15 protein-coding genes are annotated in these 15,705 nt (G+C 65.5%); 3 read left to right on the top strand and 12 right to left on the bottom strand.

The genetic code is table 11. The features are described from left to right. Positions 1 to 49: 49 nt before the first annotated feature. On the top strand, positions 50 to 913 hold the full coding sequence (locus CH268_RS17565) for a peptidylprolyl isomerase (RefSeq protein WP_094665390.1): 864 nt from the start codon (positions 50 to 52) through the stop codon (positions 911 to 913). Then, complete coding sequence (locus tag CH268_RS17570) at positions 910 to 1,707, top strand: peptidylprolyl isomerase (RefSeq protein WP_255182426.1); 798 nt, start codon at positions 910 to 912, stop codon at positions 1,705 to 1,707. Before CH268_RS17565 ends, CH268_RS17570 begins: the two co-directional genes overlap by 4 nt. A gap of 72 nt (positions 1,708 to 1,779) precedes the next feature. Here the strand turns inward: CH268_RS17570 and CH268_RS17575 are convergent, their stop codons facing one another. The 12 genes from CH268_RS17575 to CH268_RS17630 form a co-directional block, all read right to left on the bottom strand. Next, positions 1,780 to 4,035: a RelA/SpoT family protein gene (locus tag CH268_RS17575; protein ID WP_167327864.1), complete on the bottom strand. Its 2,256-nt coding sequence runs from the start codon at positions 4,033 to 4,035 to the stop codon at positions 1,780 to 1,782. A 299-nt stretch (positions 4,036 to 4,334) separates the two neighbouring features. Then, positions 4,335 to 4,892: an adenine phosphoribosyltransferase gene (locus CH268_RS17580; protein ID WP_051365142.1), complete on the bottom strand. Its 558-nt coding sequence runs from the start codon at positions 4,890 to 4,892 to the stop codon at positions 4,335 to 4,337. Continuing rightward, on the bottom strand, positions 4,889 to 6,592 hold the full coding sequence (locus CH268_RS17585) for an ABC transporter substrate-binding protein (protein ID WP_094665281.1): 1,704 nt from the start codon (positions 6,590 to 6,592) through the stop codon (positions 4,889 to 4,891). Before CH268_RS17585 ends, CH268_RS17580 begins: the two co-directional genes overlap by 4 nt. A 20-nt stretch (positions 6,593 to 6,612) precedes the next feature. Next, positions 6,613 to 7,794: a protein translocase subunit SecF gene (secF, locus tag CH268_RS17590; protein WP_032372500.1), complete on the bottom strand. Its 1,182-nt coding sequence runs from the start codon at positions 7,792 to 7,794 to the stop codon at positions 6,613 to 6,615. A 1-nt stretch (position 7,795) separates the two neighbouring features. After that, positions 7,796 to 9,565 carry a protein translocase subunit SecD gene (gene secD, locus CH268_RS17595; protein ID WP_032365084.1) on the bottom strand — a complete coding sequence of 590 codons (1,770 nt, stop codon included), beginning with the start codon at positions 9,563 to 9,565 and terminating at the stop codon, positions 7,796 to 7,798. Positions 9,566 to 9,725: 160 nt separating this feature from the next. Next, a complete protein-coding gene (gene yajC, locus CH268_RS17600) occupies positions 9,726 to 10,151 on the bottom strand; it encodes a preprotein translocase subunit YajC (RefSeq protein WP_032372501.1) in 426 nt (141 codons plus the stop codon). Positions 10,152 to 10,289: 138 nt separating this feature from the next. Then, positions 10,290 to 11,318, bottom strand: coding sequence for a Holliday junction branch migration DNA helicase RuvB (gene ruvB, locus CH268_RS17605; protein ID WP_045841916.1), 1,029 nt, complete (start codon positions 11,316 to 11,318; stop codon positions 10,290 to 10,292). Positions 11,319 to 11,372: 54 nt separating this feature from the next. Further along, a complete protein-coding gene (ruvA, locus tag CH268_RS17610) occupies positions 11,373 to 11,978 on the bottom strand; it encodes a Holliday junction branch migration protein RuvA (RefSeq protein WP_032372502.1) in 606 nt (201 codons plus the stop codon). Next, positions 11,975 to 12,592: a crossover junction endodeoxyribonuclease RuvC gene (gene ruvC, locus CH268_RS17615; RefSeq protein ID WP_032370470.1), complete on the bottom strand. Its 618-nt coding sequence runs from the start codon at positions 12,590 to 12,592 to the stop codon at positions 11,975 to 11,977. Before ruvC ends, ruvA begins: the two co-directional genes overlap by 4 nt. Positions 12,593 to 12,698: 106 nt before the next feature. Further along, on the bottom strand, positions 12,699 to 13,457 hold the full coding sequence (locus tag CH268_RS17620; RefSeq protein ID WP_032365082.1) for a YebC/PmpR family DNA-binding transcriptional regulator: 759 nt from the start codon (positions 13,455 to 13,457) through the stop codon (positions 12,699 to 12,701). Between the two features lie 88 nt (positions 13,458 to 13,545). After that, positions 13,546 to 14,148: a pyridoxal 5'-phosphate synthase glutaminase subunit PdxT gene (pdxT, locus tag CH268_RS17625; RefSeq protein WP_094665283.1), complete on the bottom strand. Its 603-nt coding sequence runs from the start codon at positions 14,146 to 14,148 to the stop codon at positions 13,546 to 13,548. Then, positions 14,145 to 14,996, bottom strand: coding sequence for an acyl-CoA thioesterase (locus CH268_RS17630; protein ID WP_027496942.1), 852 nt, complete (start codon positions 14,994 to 14,996; stop codon positions 14,145 to 14,147). The genes pdxT and CH268_RS17630 overlap by 4 nt, the downstream gene beginning before the upstream one ends. Before the next feature lie 58 nt (positions 14,997 to 15,054). Between CH268_RS17630 and CH268_RS17635 the strand changes: the two genes are divergently transcribed. After that, positions 15,055 to 15,690, top strand: a complete 636-nt coding sequence (locus tag CH268_RS17635) for a hypothetical protein (RefSeq protein ID WP_441346981.1) — start codon at positions 15,055 to 15,057, stop codon at positions 15,688 to 15,690. Positions 15,691 to 15,705: the final 15 nt, after the last annotated feature.

Genomic DNA, 15,705 nt, shown 5'->3' on the forward strand with positions numbered 1-15,705 from the left:
CGCTCAGCGAGCAGGCGTGGTCGAACCAGGACAAGCGGGAGGACACGAATTGCCCAGCAACGAGCAACGGCGCGAGGCTGCCAAGCGAAAGCTCGAACGCCAACTCGTACGACGCGCAGAGCGAGCACGACGTCGGAAGCAGTTGACGATCGCCGGCTCCATCCTCGGTGTGGTTGCGGTCGTGGCCGTTGTCTCGGTCGTCTTCGTGGTGACCCGCGGTGACGACGACGCGAGCACGGCGCAGGACTCGACCACGTCTGCACCGGCCGATTCGATCATCGCTGCGGGCCGTACGGAACCGCTGCCCGAGACGGTGAACTGTTCCTACCCTGCCGCCGCGCAGCCGGCCGCCAAGCCCAACACCCCTCCCCGCACCGAGAACGTCCCCACCAGCGACGAGCCCTTGAGCTACAGCATGGCCACGACCGCCGGCAACATCGGCCTGACACTGAACAACCCCGAATCCCCGTGCACGGTGAACAGTTTCGTGTCCCTGGCCAATCAGGGCTACTTCGACGGCACCACCTGCCACCGCCTGACGACGGGTGCCGGCCTGCAGGTGCTGCAGTGCGGCGATCCCACCGGCTCCGGTAGTGGCGGGCCGGGCTACCAGTTCGCCGACGAGTTCCCCACCGACACGTACGCCGAGGGCGATCCTGCCGCGCAGACTCCTGTCCTGTATCCCCGCGGAACCCTGGCGATGGCCAACGCCGGCCCGGGAACCAACGGCAGCCAGTTCTTCCTCGTCTACGGCGATTCGCAACTCCCGCCCGCCTACACCGCCTTCGGCACGATCGACGAGACCGGTCTCGCCACCTTGGATGCCATCGCGGCCAAGGGTGCGCAGGGCGGTGCCTCCGACGGCGCACCGGCCGAGCCGGTGGACATCACCTCGATGCAGAGCGACCTGTGACACGCGTACCCGGTCTGGTGATCGCAGCCTCCGCTGCGGTACTTCTTCTCGCCGGCTGCTCCGGATCGACGGAGACCGCTGCCACGCCCGCTGCGACCGGTTCGACGACCGCTGCCTCGACGTCGGCCACGACGACCACCCCGCGGCCGCCGCTGAATCTGTCGCGGTTCGGTGCGCTGCCGCCCGTTCCGCAGCCGACCACCGATACGGTCTCGTGTGCGTACCCGGCGGAGTCTCCGGCCGCCAAGGAGGTTGCTCCGCCTCCGACCGAGAACATCGACGTCTTCGGAACGGTCGACGTGACGCTGTCGACGACCCAGGGCGACATCGGAATGACGCTCGACCGTACCGAGGCCCCGTGCGCCGTCAACAGTGTGGTCAGCCTGGCTCAGCAGGGTTACTTCGACGGCGCACCGTGTCATCGGTTGACCACCTCCCCCGGCCTCGAAGTGTTGCAATGCGGCGACCCGTCGGGATCGGGTCGTGGCGGCCCCGGCTACAGCTTCGCCAACGAATACCCCACAACGGCGTTCGCCGACGATCCCGCGCAGGCCCAGAACCCGGTCGTCTACCCCCGTGGCACCCTGGCCATGGCCAACGCAGGCCCTGACACCAACGGCAGCCAGTTCTTCCTGGTGTACGCCGACTCTGTGCTGCCGCCGCAGTACACGGTGTTCGGCACCATCTCCGAAGCCGGCCTGCAGACCCTCGACGCCATTGCGGCCGGTGGAGTCAGCGGCGGTGCAGAGGACGGAGCACCAGCGAATCCGGTGGTCATCACCTCGGCAACCTGAGGTACCGCACGACGACGACAGGGTGAGCAGAAATGTCTGCTCACCCTGTCGTCGTATCGGGTCGGAATTCGGTCAGGCCGCCGAGGTGAGCCGGTACACGTCGTACACGCCCTCCACGTTGCGCACGACGTTGAGCACGTGCCCCAGATGCTTGGGGTCACCCATCTCGAACGTGAACTTGCTGATAGCCACCCGATCGCCCGACGTCGCGACGGATGCCGAGAGGATGTTGACCTTCTCGTCGGCCAGAGCCTTCGTGACGTCCGAGAGCAACCGATGCCGGTCCAGGGCCTCGATCTGAATGGCCACGAGGAACACCGAGGAGGCCGACGGTGCCCATTGCACCTCGATGAAGCGCTCGGACTGCTCCTCGAGCGACCGCGCATTGGTGCAGTCGGTGCGGTGGACGCTGACCGACCCGCCGCGGGTGACGAACCCGAGTATTTCGTCCCCGGGTACAGGGGTGCAGCACTTGGCGAGTTTTGCCACGACACCCTCGGCACCGGTGACCAGTACCCCGGCGTCTCCGACCTGACGCGGTCTCGTCGGAATGGTCGACGGCGTAGAGCGCTCCGCGAGTTCTTCCTCGACGTCACCGACACCACCGAGATGAGCGACCAGCCTCTGCACGACGTGGCGAGCAGAAACGTGGTTCTCACCGACCGCGGTGTACAACGCTGACACGTCCACGTACCGCAGTTCGTGGGAGATGGCCGACATGGACTCGGCATTCATCAAGCGCTGCAACGGAAGTCCGCCGCGACGGACCTCTTTCGCGATGGCGTCCTTACCGGCTTCGAGGGCCTCTTCGCGACGTTCCTTGGCGAACCACTGCCGGATCTTGGTCTTCGCACGCGGTGACGCGACGAAGCCCTGCCAATCTCGACTCGGCCCGGCCGTGACGGCCTTGGACGTGAAGACCTCGACCACCTCGCCGTTGTCGAGGGTTCGTTCGAGTGCCACCAGGCGACCGTTGACCCGGGCTCCGATACAGCGGTGACCCACTTCGGTGTGCACCGCATAGGCGAAGTCGACCGGACACGATCCGGCGGGAAGCGTGACTACATCGCCCTTCGGGGTGAAGACGAAGATTTCCTTGACCGCCAGGTCGTAGCGCAGCGATTCGAGGAACTCGCCCGGGTCGGCCGCTTCACGCTGCCAGTCGAGCAACTGGCGCATCCACGCCATGTCGTCGACCTCGGCGTTGTCCTGCGAGTGCTTGCCCTTGGTCTCCTTGTATCGCCAGTGAGCAGCGATACCGAACTCCGCGGTGCGGTGCATGTCCCTGGTGCGAATCTGCACTTCGAGTGGCTTGCCCTCGGGCCCGATCACCGTGGTGTGCAGCGACTGGTAGACGCCGTACCGTGGCTGCGCGATGTAGTCCTTGAAGCGGCCCGCCATCGGCTGCCACAGCGAGTGCACGACGCCGACCGCGGCATAGCAGTCGCGAATCTCGTCGCACAGAATCCGCACTCCGACGAGGTCGTGAATGTCGTCGAAGTCGCGGCCCTTGACGATCATCTTCTGGTAGATCGACCAGTAGTGCTTGGGACGTCCCTCGACGACGGCGCTGATTCTCGAAGCCGCCAGTGTGGCGTTGATCTCGGCCCGTACCTTCTCGAGGTACGTGTCGCGGGACGGTGCCCGATCGGCGACCAGCCGAACGATCTCGTCGTACTTCTTGGGATGGAGAATGGCGAAGGCCAGGTCTTCGAGCTCCCATTTGACGGTGGCCATACCCAGCCGATGAGCAAGCGGCGCAATGACTTCCAGTGTTTCCTTGGCTTTGCGGGCCTGCTTCTCCGGGGGCAGGAATCGCATCGTGCGCATGTTGTGCAGTCGATCGGCGACCTTGATGACCAACACCCGCGGGTCCCGCGCCATCGCGATGATCATCTTGCGGATGGTCTCGCCCTCGGCGGCCGTCCCCAGTACGACCTTGTCCAGCTTGGTGACCCCGTCGACCAGATGGGACACCTCGTCACCGAACTCCTCGGTCAACTTGGCCAACGAGTAGCCGGTGTCCTCCACCGTGTCGTGCAGCAGGGCCGCAACCAGCGTGGTGGTGTCCATGCCCAGTTCGGCGAGAATGTTCGCCACGGCAAGTGGATGGGTGATGTACGGATCGCCGGACTTGCGCATCTGTGTGGAATGCAGCTCGTCCGCGACGTCGTAGGCCCGCTGCAGCAGCGTCAGATCGGCCTTGGGATACAGCTCGCGATGCAGACTGACCAGAGGTTCGAGGACGGGCTTGACCGCCGCGCTGCGTCCGGCCGTGATGCGACGAGCGAGCCGCGCCCGAACTCGACGGGAGGCCGAGGTGGGCACGGGTGCCGAATTGCGTGCACCCGACGGTGCCTGGTCGTCGGCCTGCGCCGAATCACTCGACACCGGCTCGCGCACGCCCGGTCTGTCCACCACCGGATCGTTGACCACTGCGGTATCGACGACCGCGCTCGTATCGCCGGACGCAACCGAATCCGCACCGGTTCCCGGCCGATCGGCAACTGCGGGCCGCTCGGGCAAGGGCTGATCGATATAACGGGTCACTCTCATCACCTCCTGCCACACATTCGCGCCGACGCCAGGACAGATCCGGTCGACGCTGTATCAGTCGACTTTAGTCCTCAGACTCGAACCAGGCAGGCGAGCGGGTAGTCACTGCACTTGCTGCGGCCGTCGAGCGCCTCGATTTCCAGCACCACGGTCGCCCCGACCACCACCGCGCCCTGCTCGGCCAGCAACCGAGCTGTCGCATCGACGGTACCGCCGGTGGCGAGGACATCGTCGACCACGAGCACCCGTCGACCGGCCAGCTCGATGGAGGTCGGAATCTGCAGTTCCGCGGTTCCGTACTCGAGATCGTAGGTTCGCGAGTGCACGGGCGGCGGCAGTTTGCCCGCCTTGCGTACAGCGAGCACCCCGCAACCGAGCTCGAGTCCCACGCCCGCTCCCAGCAGAAACCCTCGGGCATCGATGCCGGCCACCAGATCGACGTTCTCGAAACCCTCCGCCAGTGCCGTGACGACACTGCGCAACGCGGGCCCCTCCGCGAACACCGGGGTCAGGTCGCCGAACCGCACCCCGTCCACGGGAAAATCGTCCACCCACCGCGTCAGCCGATGCACGGCCGACACGGCATCACCGCGCACCCCGCCGTCCTGAGTCACTGTCGCATCGCTCATTTCAGAAGTACCCACCGATCCATGTTCCAGCCGGCACCGGCCGCCGTGGGGTTGGCCACGACGTCCTGCATACCGTCGCTGACGACGGTGGTGCGCGGCTCGCTGTACAGCGGAAGCGACGGAATGTCGTTCCACAGAATGTTCTCGCCCTCGGTCGCCAACGCCAGCACGCGCTCGGGATCGTCGGTCACCGCCAGCTGGTCGACGATCGAGTCGATCCGCCCGTTGCTGTACCCGCCCACGTTGAGGCCGATGCCGGTTCGCAACGAGTACCGTGCGACGACGGACGACGCCGAGCCGGTCGGCCCTGGCAGCGACCCCGCGCCGCCGAGAACGGCGTCCACTGTTCCGGCACGAAGCGCGGACGGCGTGAACTCCGGTGAGCTCGCGTCCTCGACGGTGATCCCCGCCGCCGCACAATCGGTCGCCATTCGGCTGACCAGCTGAGCGCGGCGCGCGTCCGGTGCCAGGTAGCCGACGCGTACGGTCAGCGCACTGTTACCCGACGCGGCCAGTTCCTTGCCCGCGCGGTCCAGGTCCGACCGCTGGTACCGGTCCCCGACCGTCGCAGCCACCGAGGGGTACACCAGAGTGTCCGGCTGCATCAGCCGAGAATCGACGACGCCGGAGCCGGGCCCGGCCGGCGGTGCCTCGAAGCCAGGGTGCCCGAGTGTGTCGAACAGGTCCGTTCGCGGGATGCATGCGGCCACGGCCCGGCGAGCACTCGCATCCGCCAGCGCGCCCTGGGTCGCGAACGTCAGCTGCTCGACGCCTCGCGACGGTTCCGTGACGGTCTCGAACCCCTCTGTCGAACCCAGATCGATCGCGCCCGCACCCTGGTCGATCACGTCCAGAGATCCATCGGCAATCTTCGCCGGGACGTCGGTGCCCTTGGGCCAGATCACGACTCTTTGCGTCTCCGGCGGAATGCCCCACCAGGCGTCGTTCGCGACCAGAACCAACCCGTCCTCGGCGGTGTACGAGTCGACGCGGTACGGACCGGCCGACGGCAACAGAGACGTGTCGACAGAACCGGGCGTCAACGTCCACCCGGTGTTCCAGAAGTCGGCGATCCGAGAGACGACACCGTCATCGCCGGCCACTATGGGATCGACGACGTTCGGTACCCCGGCCGCGCGCGCAGCCACGTGTGCGGGCAAAAGATCGGTGGCACCGAACAGAGCTCGCCAGTTCTGGTAGCTGCGGCCCGGGGCGAAGACGACGGTGGCGTCCTTGGACCCGGGGACGCAGTCGATGCTCGCGATGTCGGAGTATCCCGCCGTCGACGCCGCGTCGAACAGGGGACGGTCGGTGGCGAACCGGCCGCTGTTGGCGGCCCACGCCAGCACCAGGTCATCGCACGCCATCGGTGCGCCGTCGGAGTATTTCGCCGCAGGCGCGATCGTGTACTGCAGCGTAAGAACGTCCCCAGGCACCACGGCGACGGTACCGATGTCGTTGTCCGACAGCGCATCACCGTCCGGTCCCAGGTAGCTGAACCCGACCTGGACTCGTGTGAACGCCTGACGCGCTCCCGACGCGGCCCCGTCGACGGTCCTGGCGTTGTAGTTGTTCACCACGTTGTCGAACGAGTACCCGATGGAAGGCACCTTGTCCTCCGAGGCCGAACATGCGGTGAGCGACGCTGCGGCCAGACCCGCTGCCAGCAGTGCCGCGCTCCACCTACGTTCCACGTGCACTCTCCATCTCTACGATCTCGCTATCGGCGCTTCTTGTTCCGCTTCCCAGTAGGGCGATTGCCGGGCTGCGGTGCCGACGCCTTGCTGACATCCACGCCGACGGCCACCGGTTCGGGTGCGAGACCGGCGGCGCGCGCCGCCGCGTCGGCACGCTTGGAGTGGACCTTGCGAGTGTGGACCGCGACCGGGCCCCACTTCTCCTTCAGGGTCACCAACAGCGGCGTGGCGAAGAAGATGGACGAGTAGGCACCGACGATCATGCCGACGAGCTGCACGAGAGCGAGGTCCTTGAGCGTTCCCACGCCCAGCAGCCAGACCGCGACGATCATCAACGCGATGACCGGCAGAACACCGATCACGGTCGTGTTGATCGATCGCATCAGAGTCTGATTCACGGCGAGGTTGGCCTGCTCCGCGTACGTCTTGCGGTGCAGGTTCAAGATGCCTCGGGTGTTCTCCTCCACCTTGTCGAACACCACGACGGAGTCGTACAGCGAGAAGCCCAGAATGGTCAGCAGACCGATCACCGTGGCCGGGGTCACCTCGAAGCCGACGAGTGAATAGACGCCTGCGGTGACGACGAGGTCGAAGCCCAATGCGGCCAGGGCCGCCAGCGCCATATCTCGTTCGTATCGGATGGCGATGTAGATGCTGACGATCACCAGGAACACCGCGAGGGCTATCAGAGCCTTCTGGGTGATCTGACTCCCCCATGTCTCACTCACGTCGGACACGCTGATGGCATTGGGCGTTGCGGTGCCCGAGTTGTCCTGTGGCTGGAAGGACTGGAACAGAGCCTGTCGAAGAGTGTCGACTTCGGCTGGATCGAGCGCCTCGGAACGGATCTGCACCGTGGCCGCGGCACCCGAGCCGACCGTCTGGACCGACACCGGGGGCATGCCCAGCGAGTCGTTGTAGACGGTTTCGACCTGCTCGGTGGAGATGTTGTCCGCGGCGGGCAATGCGATGCGGGTGCCGCCCTCGAAGTCGATACCGAGCGTGAACCCACGCACGAGGAAGCTGAGCAGGCAGATCAGCACGATGACGCCGGTCAGCACGTAGTAGAACCTGCGGCGTCCGACGATCTCGAATGCACCGGTGCCGGTGTAGAGACGAGAGAACCAACTGTGCCTGGGCTGCGTGGACTGGTCGACGCTCGAATCGTCGAGAGGCGATGGGGTCGAGGTGGCCGTATCGGACATGTCATGCCTCCTTCGACGGCGACGCGGCGCCGGTCTTGACGGCGACTGCCTTGTTGGCGGCGCGCTTTCGTTCGAGCGCGATCTGCTGAACCGCGCCGAGACCGTTGACGGACGGCTTGGACCAGAATTTCGACTTCGACGCCAGATTCACCAGCGGCCACGTCACCAGCACCACGACGATGACGTCGAGGATGGTCGTCAGTCCCAGGGTGAACGCGAAGCCGCGCACCTGACCGACTGCCAGTACGTACAGAACGGCAGCGGCGATGAAGCTGACCGCGTTGCCGGACAGGATTGTCTTGCGTGCGCGGGCCCAACCGCGGGGCACTGCGGACCGGAAGCTGCGGCCCTCCCGAATCTCGTCCTTGATGCGCTCGAAGAACACCACGAAAGAGTCCGCGGTCATGCCGATACCGATGATCAGGCCGGCGATGCCGGCGAGGTCGAGGGTGAAGCTGATCCACCTGCCGAGCAGGATCAGGATGCCGTAGACGACGAGCCCGGCCAGCGCCAACGACAGAGCCGTGAGCAGGCCGAGGGCTCGGTAGTACAGCAGGCAGTAGACCAGCACGAGGGCCAAGCCGATGGCACCGGCGATCAGGCCTGCTTCGAGTGACGCCAATCCCAGTGTGGCCGAGACCGTTTCGGCCTCGGAGGACACGAACGACAGCGGCAGCGAACCGTACTTGAGCGTGTTGGCCAGTTCGGAAGCGCTCTGCGCGTTGAAGTTGCCGGTGATCGACGTGGCACTACCGGCGGGAGTGGCACCCTGAATGACCGGCGCGCTGATCACCTTCGAGTCCAGTACGAATGCGGCCTGCTTCTGCAGGTTCGCAGCCGTGAACTGCGCCCAGGTGTTCGACCCCTCGGAATCGAACGTCAGGCTTACCTGGAACTGAGCCTGCTGGTTGTCGAATCCCGACGTCGCGTCGGCGATCTGCTGACCGTCGATGATCGTGGGACCGAGAAGGTAGACAGCTGTTCCGTCGGTGGAGCAGGCCACGAGCGGGAGTGCAGGATCGTCGTTGCCGGCGAGCGGGTCCGCGGCGTTGCAATCGAGCGACTGCATGGCGAGCTGCTGTATCTGCTGATCCTCGCTCTGACGAAGCGCCTTCGCGTCGGCGATCTCCTGGGCTGCCCGATCGGCGTCGGACAGCGACGCGTTTTCGGCGGGATCACTCGAGGTCGGGGCGTCCGTCGCGGGTGCGTCCGAGGCCGGAGCACCGGTTGTCGGAGCGGGGGTCGGGTCTACCGTCGTCGGATCCTGCGCCGGAAACACCCGACTCTGCGGAGCAGCTGGAGCAGCAGGATCGACGGCTGTCGCCGGATCTGCCGGCGCAGCCGGGTCCGTCGGAGTCTGCGGAGAACCCGGCGTCGCCTGGCCTGCGGATGGTGCAACCGACCCCACCACCGGACGAATGAACAGTCGAGCGGTCTGCCCCAGAGTTCTCGCCTGAGAGCTGTCGTCACCGGGCACCGTGATGACGAGATTGTCGCCGTCGATGACCACCTCGGAACCGGACACGCCGAGACCGTTGACGCGGGTCTCGATGATCTGCTGCGCCTGCTTGAGGCTGTCCTGCGACGGCGCATTTCCGTCGGGCGTGCGTGCAGTCAGCGTCACTCGCGTGCCGCCCTGCAGGTCGATTCCCAACTTCGGCGAGGGGTCTTTGTCTCCGGTGAAGAAGACCAGGGCATACACCGCCGCCATCAGCACCGCGAAGACGGCGAGATAGCGGGCGGGATGCACCGATCCGCTGGAAGGTGCCACGGTGTGTGATTCTCCTCTGGGCGGTGGAAAAGTGTCTGTTCCTGTTGGCTCGTGCCTCGTTGTGTCAGCGGCGGGCGGTGCGATTGTGCACCACGACGCTCACCGCAGACGAAACCGCTGCCGGATTGTGTCTCCGACAGCGGTTCGGATCTTCGTTACGTCACTCTTTTTCGAGGCGCTTCGTCGTCTGCTCGACGGTTTCGTCGGCGGGGTTCCCGACGTCCTTGTGCAGCGACGGAGCTGCCGGCTCGGTGGGGCCGACCGCGGCGGTGCCGGCACCGGGCACCGAATCGAAGGCGTTCTCGTCCGATTCGCCGTCGTCGAACTCGGTGTCGTCGGGCAGAACCTCACGCACGACGGCGCGGGACCACGTGGTGATGACGCCGTCGGCGATCTCGAGGTCGATCGTGTCGTCCTCGACGAGGACCACTCGTGCATACAGGCCTGCAGTGGTGACGACCTCGTCGCCGACCTTCAGCGAGTCCTGCATTTCCGTGGTCTTGGCCAGCACCTTCTTCTGTCGGCGCGCGTTGAGAAACAGCGGTACCAGAAGGGCCACGATCAGCAGCGGAAACAGCAAATCCATCGGAAGGTCAGTCCTCGAAGTTCGGTTCGATAATCGTCATTGTCTCGTGCGAGAACATCGCTGGTGCGGGCCTCGCAGCTACCCAGTGTGCCATCACCTGTGGCCCGCTCGGTCCGTTCGTCTCGTGTTGCGGCCGTTTCACTCGAATAATCCCTGCTGGACCTCGGCCGATCGCACCGAAATTCCCCCGACTGCGAGGTCCGGCGGCGGGGTGAGACCGAGGTGGTGCCAGGCGGCGGCGGTGGCGACGCGACCGCGCGGCGTGCGGGCGATCATCCCGGCCCGTACCAGGAACGGCTCACACACTTCCTCGACCGTCGAGGGCTCCTCGCCGACGGCGACAGCGAGAGTGGACACTCCCACCGGTCCCCCGCCGAAACTTCGGATCAGCGCGCTGAGGACGGCACGGTCGAGGCGATCCAGTCCGAGCTTGTCCACGTCGTAGACCACGAGCGCGGCCTTGGCGGTGTCCTGGGTGACGGTGCCGTCCCCGCGCACGTCCGCGTAGTCGCGAACTCGGCGCAGCAGCCGGTTCGCGATTCGGGGTGTGCCACGCGAGCGTCCTGCGATCTCGGCGCAGCCGTCGCGGTCGATGGGGACACCCAGAATCCCAGCGGATCGCATCAGGATTCGTTCGAGTTCACTGGGCTCGTAGAAATCCATGTGCGCCACGAACCCGAAGCGGTCGCGCAGCGGTCCGGTGAGGGCGCCGGACCGGGTCGTTGCACCGACCAGAGTGAATGGGGCGACTTCCAACGGAATCGACGTCGCTCCCGGCCCCTTGCCGACGATCACGTCGACACGGAAGTCCTCCATGGCCAGATACAACATTTCCTCGGCCGGCCGGGCGATCCGATGAATCTCGTCGATGAACAGAACGTCCCCTTCGACGAGGTTGCTGAGCATCGCGGCCAGATCGCCCGCACGCTCGAGGGCGGGCCCGGAGGTCAACCGCAGTGACGTGCCGAGCTCTGCGGCGATGATCATCGCCATGCTGGTCTTTCCCAGCCCGGGCGGACCCGACATCAGGATGTGATCGGGGGTGCCGCCGCGCATCTTCGCCCCCGAGAGCACCAGCTGCAGTTGCTCACGCACCCGAGGCTGACCGATGAAATCGGTGAGGTTCTTCGGACGCAGACTGGTCTCGATGTCGAGGTCGTCGGACATGGCCTCCGCACCGACCTGAGATTCCCCGAACTCGTCGTCCTCGGTCACGCCGACCTACCTGGACTTACCGAGGTACGCCAACGCGGCCCGCAGTGCGGTGGACGTCGTGGCCTCGGGCTGCTGTGCGAGTACCGCGTCGGTGGCCTCCTCGGCCTGCTTCGCCGGGAATCCGAGACCGATCAGGGCTTCGACGATCTGATCGCGCATCGAGTTGCCGACCCCGGAACCGGGCACCACGGAACTGCCGGCGCGGCCGACAACGGCGTCGACCTTGTCGCGCAGCTCGACCACCATCCTCTCGGCCCCGCGCTTGCCGATACCGGGAACTCTGGTGAGGGCCCCGATGTCGCTGTCCGCCAAAGCTGTTCGCAGGGAGTCGGGTTCGTGTACCGCAAGTGTGGCCATCGCAATTCGTGGCCCGACTCCGGAAACCGTGAGCAGCAGCTCGAACAGCTCACGTGATTCCTTGTCGGGAAACCCGTACAGCGTTTGCGAGTCCTCGCGCACGATCATGGTGGTGAGCAGAGTCGACTCGCTCCCCCGATGCAGCGTCGCCAACGTCGCCGGTGTGGCATTGACGCGATATCCGACACCGGCCGCCTCGAGTACTGCGTGATCGAGAGCGATGTCGATCACCGACCCGCGAATGGATGCGATCACCGTGCGCCCGCCTCCTTCTTGGCCAGTTTCTCGATTTTGCGCGCCACCGCGGCGCGAGCTTTGCGTTCCTCGGCCAGACGCGCGTCGTACTTGCGCTTCTGCTCGGCGGCCATCGCCTCGGCTTTGGCCATCCGGGCGATCATCGGCGCGCGCCAGCAGTGACAGATACCCAGAGCCAACGCATCAGCGGCATCAGCGGGAGTCGGCGCGGTCTGCAGCCCGAGAATGCGCATGACCATGGCGGTGACCTGCGCCTTGTCGGCCGAACCGTTGCCGGTGACGGCTGCCTTCACCTCACTGGGAGTGTGGAAGCAGACGTCGATACCGCGCCGGGCCGCAGCCAGTGCGATGACGCCGCCTGCCTGCGCGGTGCCCATGGCCGTCCGTACGTTGTGCTGAGCGAAGACTCGCTCGATCGCCACCACCGACGGTTTGTGGGTATCGAGCCAATATTCAGCCGCCTCGGATATCCGCAGCAGACGCTGCGCGAGATCCATGTCGGCGGGAGTCCGGACCACATCCACGTCGAGAGCGACGACTGTGCGACCGACGCCTCCCTCGATCAAACTGAGCCCACACCTGGTGAGACCGGGGTCGACACCCATCACCCGCACGTCACCACACCTTCCGCTTACGAACTGTTGTTCGATAGCGTAGCGGAGCGCACCGACGGATCAGGGCTACGACACCCGGTCGATCACCGTGAGCAAGCGGACCGGGTCAGTCCTCGTCGTCCAGTTCGGCCATGACCTCGTCCGACAGGTCGACGTTGGACCAGACGTTCTGCACGTCGTCGCTGTCTTCGAGGGCGTCGATCAGCTTGAAGACCTTGCGCGCTCCGTCTGCGTCCACCGGGACGTTGACCGAAGCCTGGAAGCTCGCCTCCGCGGAGTCGTAGTCGATGCCCGCGTCCTGCAGTGCGGTACGCACTGCGATCAGATCGGTCGGCTCACTGACGATCTCGAACGTGTCGCCGTTGTCGTTCACTTCCTCGGCACCGGCCTCGAGAACCGCCATCAACACGTCGTCCTCGCTCTGACCGTTCTTCTCGAGGGTCACCACACCCTTGCGCGAGAACAGGTACGACACCGAACCCGGATCGGCCATGTTTCCGCCGTTGCGCGTCATCGCGACGCGAACCTCGCCTGCGGCGCGATTGCGGTTGTCGGTGAGGCACTCGATGAGGATGGCGACACCGTTGGGTCCGTAGCCCTCGTACATGATGGTCTGCCAATCGGCACCACCGGTCTCTTCGCCTGCACCTCGCTTGCGCGCACGTTCGATGTTGTCGATAGGCACCGAGGTCTTCTTCGCCTTCTGAATGGCGTCGAAGAGCGTCGGGTTCCCGGTGGGGTCACCGCCACCCGTGCGGGCCGCCACCTCGATGTTCTTGATGAGCTTGGCGAAAGACTTGCCACGTCGGGCGTCGATCACCGCCTTCTTGTGCTTGGTGGTGGCCCATTTTGAGTGGCCGCTCATGCGATAGGGCCCCTTCCTGCTCGAAATCAGTGTTGTCGACTTTACTCGCCCGTGTCCTTGCTCCGCCCCAACCGGCGATTACGGGTTTCTACGCGCTGCGCACCATGTCCACGAAGAGTCGGTGCACTCGATCGTCTCCGGTGACCTCGGGATGGAAGCTGGTGGCCAGCACTCGGTTCTGGCGCACGGCCACCACACGGCCCGCAGCAGGCCCGTTCGGGACGGTGGCGAGTACTTCGACGTCCGCACCGACACGCTCGACCCAGGGCGCGCGAATGAACACTGCGCGCATCGGTCCGCCCTCGATGTCGGCGAATTCGAGATCGGTCTCGAACGAGTCGACCTGTCGGCCGAAAGCGTTGCGGCGCACGGTGATATCGAGACCGTCGAGGTGTTCCGCGTCGGGCCTGGTGTCGAGGATGTCCGACGCCAACAGGATCATCCCCGCGCACGATCCGTACGCGGGCATACCGTCGGCCAGACGAGCTCGCAGCGGCCCGAGCAGATCGAATACACCGAGCAGGGTGCTCATCGTCGTGGATTCGCCACCGGGAATGATCAACCCGTCGATTCGGGCGAGTTCGTCCGGCCGCCGCACGGTGATTCCGTGCGCACCGCTCGACTCCAGCGCGGCCAAGTGCTCGCGAACATCGCCCTGTAGTGCGAGTACGCCGATCGTCGGCGGCGTCACTTCAATCCGAAGGGATCGACGTGTGGCTTCGAGGTGTCCCGCTCGAAGCGCATCAGTCCCTCTTGGACGACGGCGGCGACCATACGACCGGAGATGTCGAAGATTCGCCCCTGGGCCAGTGCCCGTCCGAAATCAGCGGACGGCGACGTCTGGTCGTAGAGCAACCATTCGTCCGCTCGGAACGGCCTGAGGAACCACAGCGCGTGATCGAGGGAGGCCGTCTGCGTGACGGCGTCCGGGTGCGGCACCTTGGCCGATCCGATGAGCGTCATGTCGCTCATGTAGGCGAGCGCGCAGACATGGAACACCTGATCGTCGGGCAGCGTGTCGCGGTACCTGAACCAGACCCGTTGCTGCGCAGCGAAACTGGGATGCTTGACGGTCTGATCGTCGGGAATGAGACGGATGTCCCATTCGGACCACTCCTTGTAGTAGGAGGTGTCGTACTCCGCCAGGGTGGTGGGGTCGGGCAATGATTCCGGTCCGACCACCTCGGGCATGAGGTCCTGATGGGAGATCCCGTCGTCGTCGCCGTGGAACGAGGCGGACATCGTGAAGATGGCCTTGCCGTGCTGAATTCCGGTCACTCGACGGGTGCAGAACGACCGGCCGTCCCGAATACGATCGACCATGAACACGGCCGGCTCGTTCGGGTTACCCGGCCGGAGAAAGTAGCCGTGCAGCGAATGCACGCGGAACTCGGGCGCCACGGTGCGCACGGCCGCGACGAGCGCCTGGCCGGCAACCTGGCCGCCGAACGTACGCGGCAGCCGGCTCGGGAACGTGCGTCCCCGATAGATGTCGTTCTCGATTCGTTCCAATTCGAGAATGTCCTCGATGCTGGCCATGGCTGTGTCCACCTTTCTGTGACAACGGCTCAGGCTAACAATGAGTGGACCAGGCAAGATGGTCGGTGTGGGTCAACCAATACCGATATTTCCCGATCTTCTGACCAGGTCGATCGTCGATGCGTGCCCCGCCGGGTCGCGAACGATCGTTGTCGTCGACGGTGCCGACGCCGCGAAGCCGGTCGACTTCGCCTCTCGCACAGCCGAACACGCCCGCGCACAGGGCAGGCGTGCCGACGTCGTCGACCTGCACGATTACGTCCGGCCGGCGTCCATTCGATTCGAGTATTCGCGAACGGACGAATTGAGCTACCGCACTGTGTGGTTCGACTACGATGCCGTGATCCGTGAGGTCATCGCGCCGCTGCGTGCCGGTGGCCGAGGTCACTATCTGCCGCGTCTGTGGGATGAGGCAACCGATCGATCCGCCCGCGCTCGTACCGTCGAGGCCGCGCCGAATCACATAGTCCTGATTGCCGGTCCGATGCTGCTGGGCCGAGGACTGGACGTCGATCTTCGAGTGCAGTTGCGGTTGTCCGAGGGTGCGCTGCGTCGGAGGACCGACACGGCCGACCAATGGACCTGCACGGCACTGCTCGAGTACAACGACTCGATCGACGACTGCGCCGAGCGGCCGGACTTCGCGGTCCGGTGGGACCATCCGGACCGCCCGGCACTGGAACGCAGTCAGTAGCTACGCGACCGGAAG

The organism is Rhodococcus sp. 06-1460-1B (assembly GCF_002258475.1).
Classification (GTDB): domain Bacteria; phylum Actinomycetota; class Actinomycetes; order Mycobacteriales; family Mycobacteriaceae; genus Rhodococcoides; species Rhodococcoides fascians.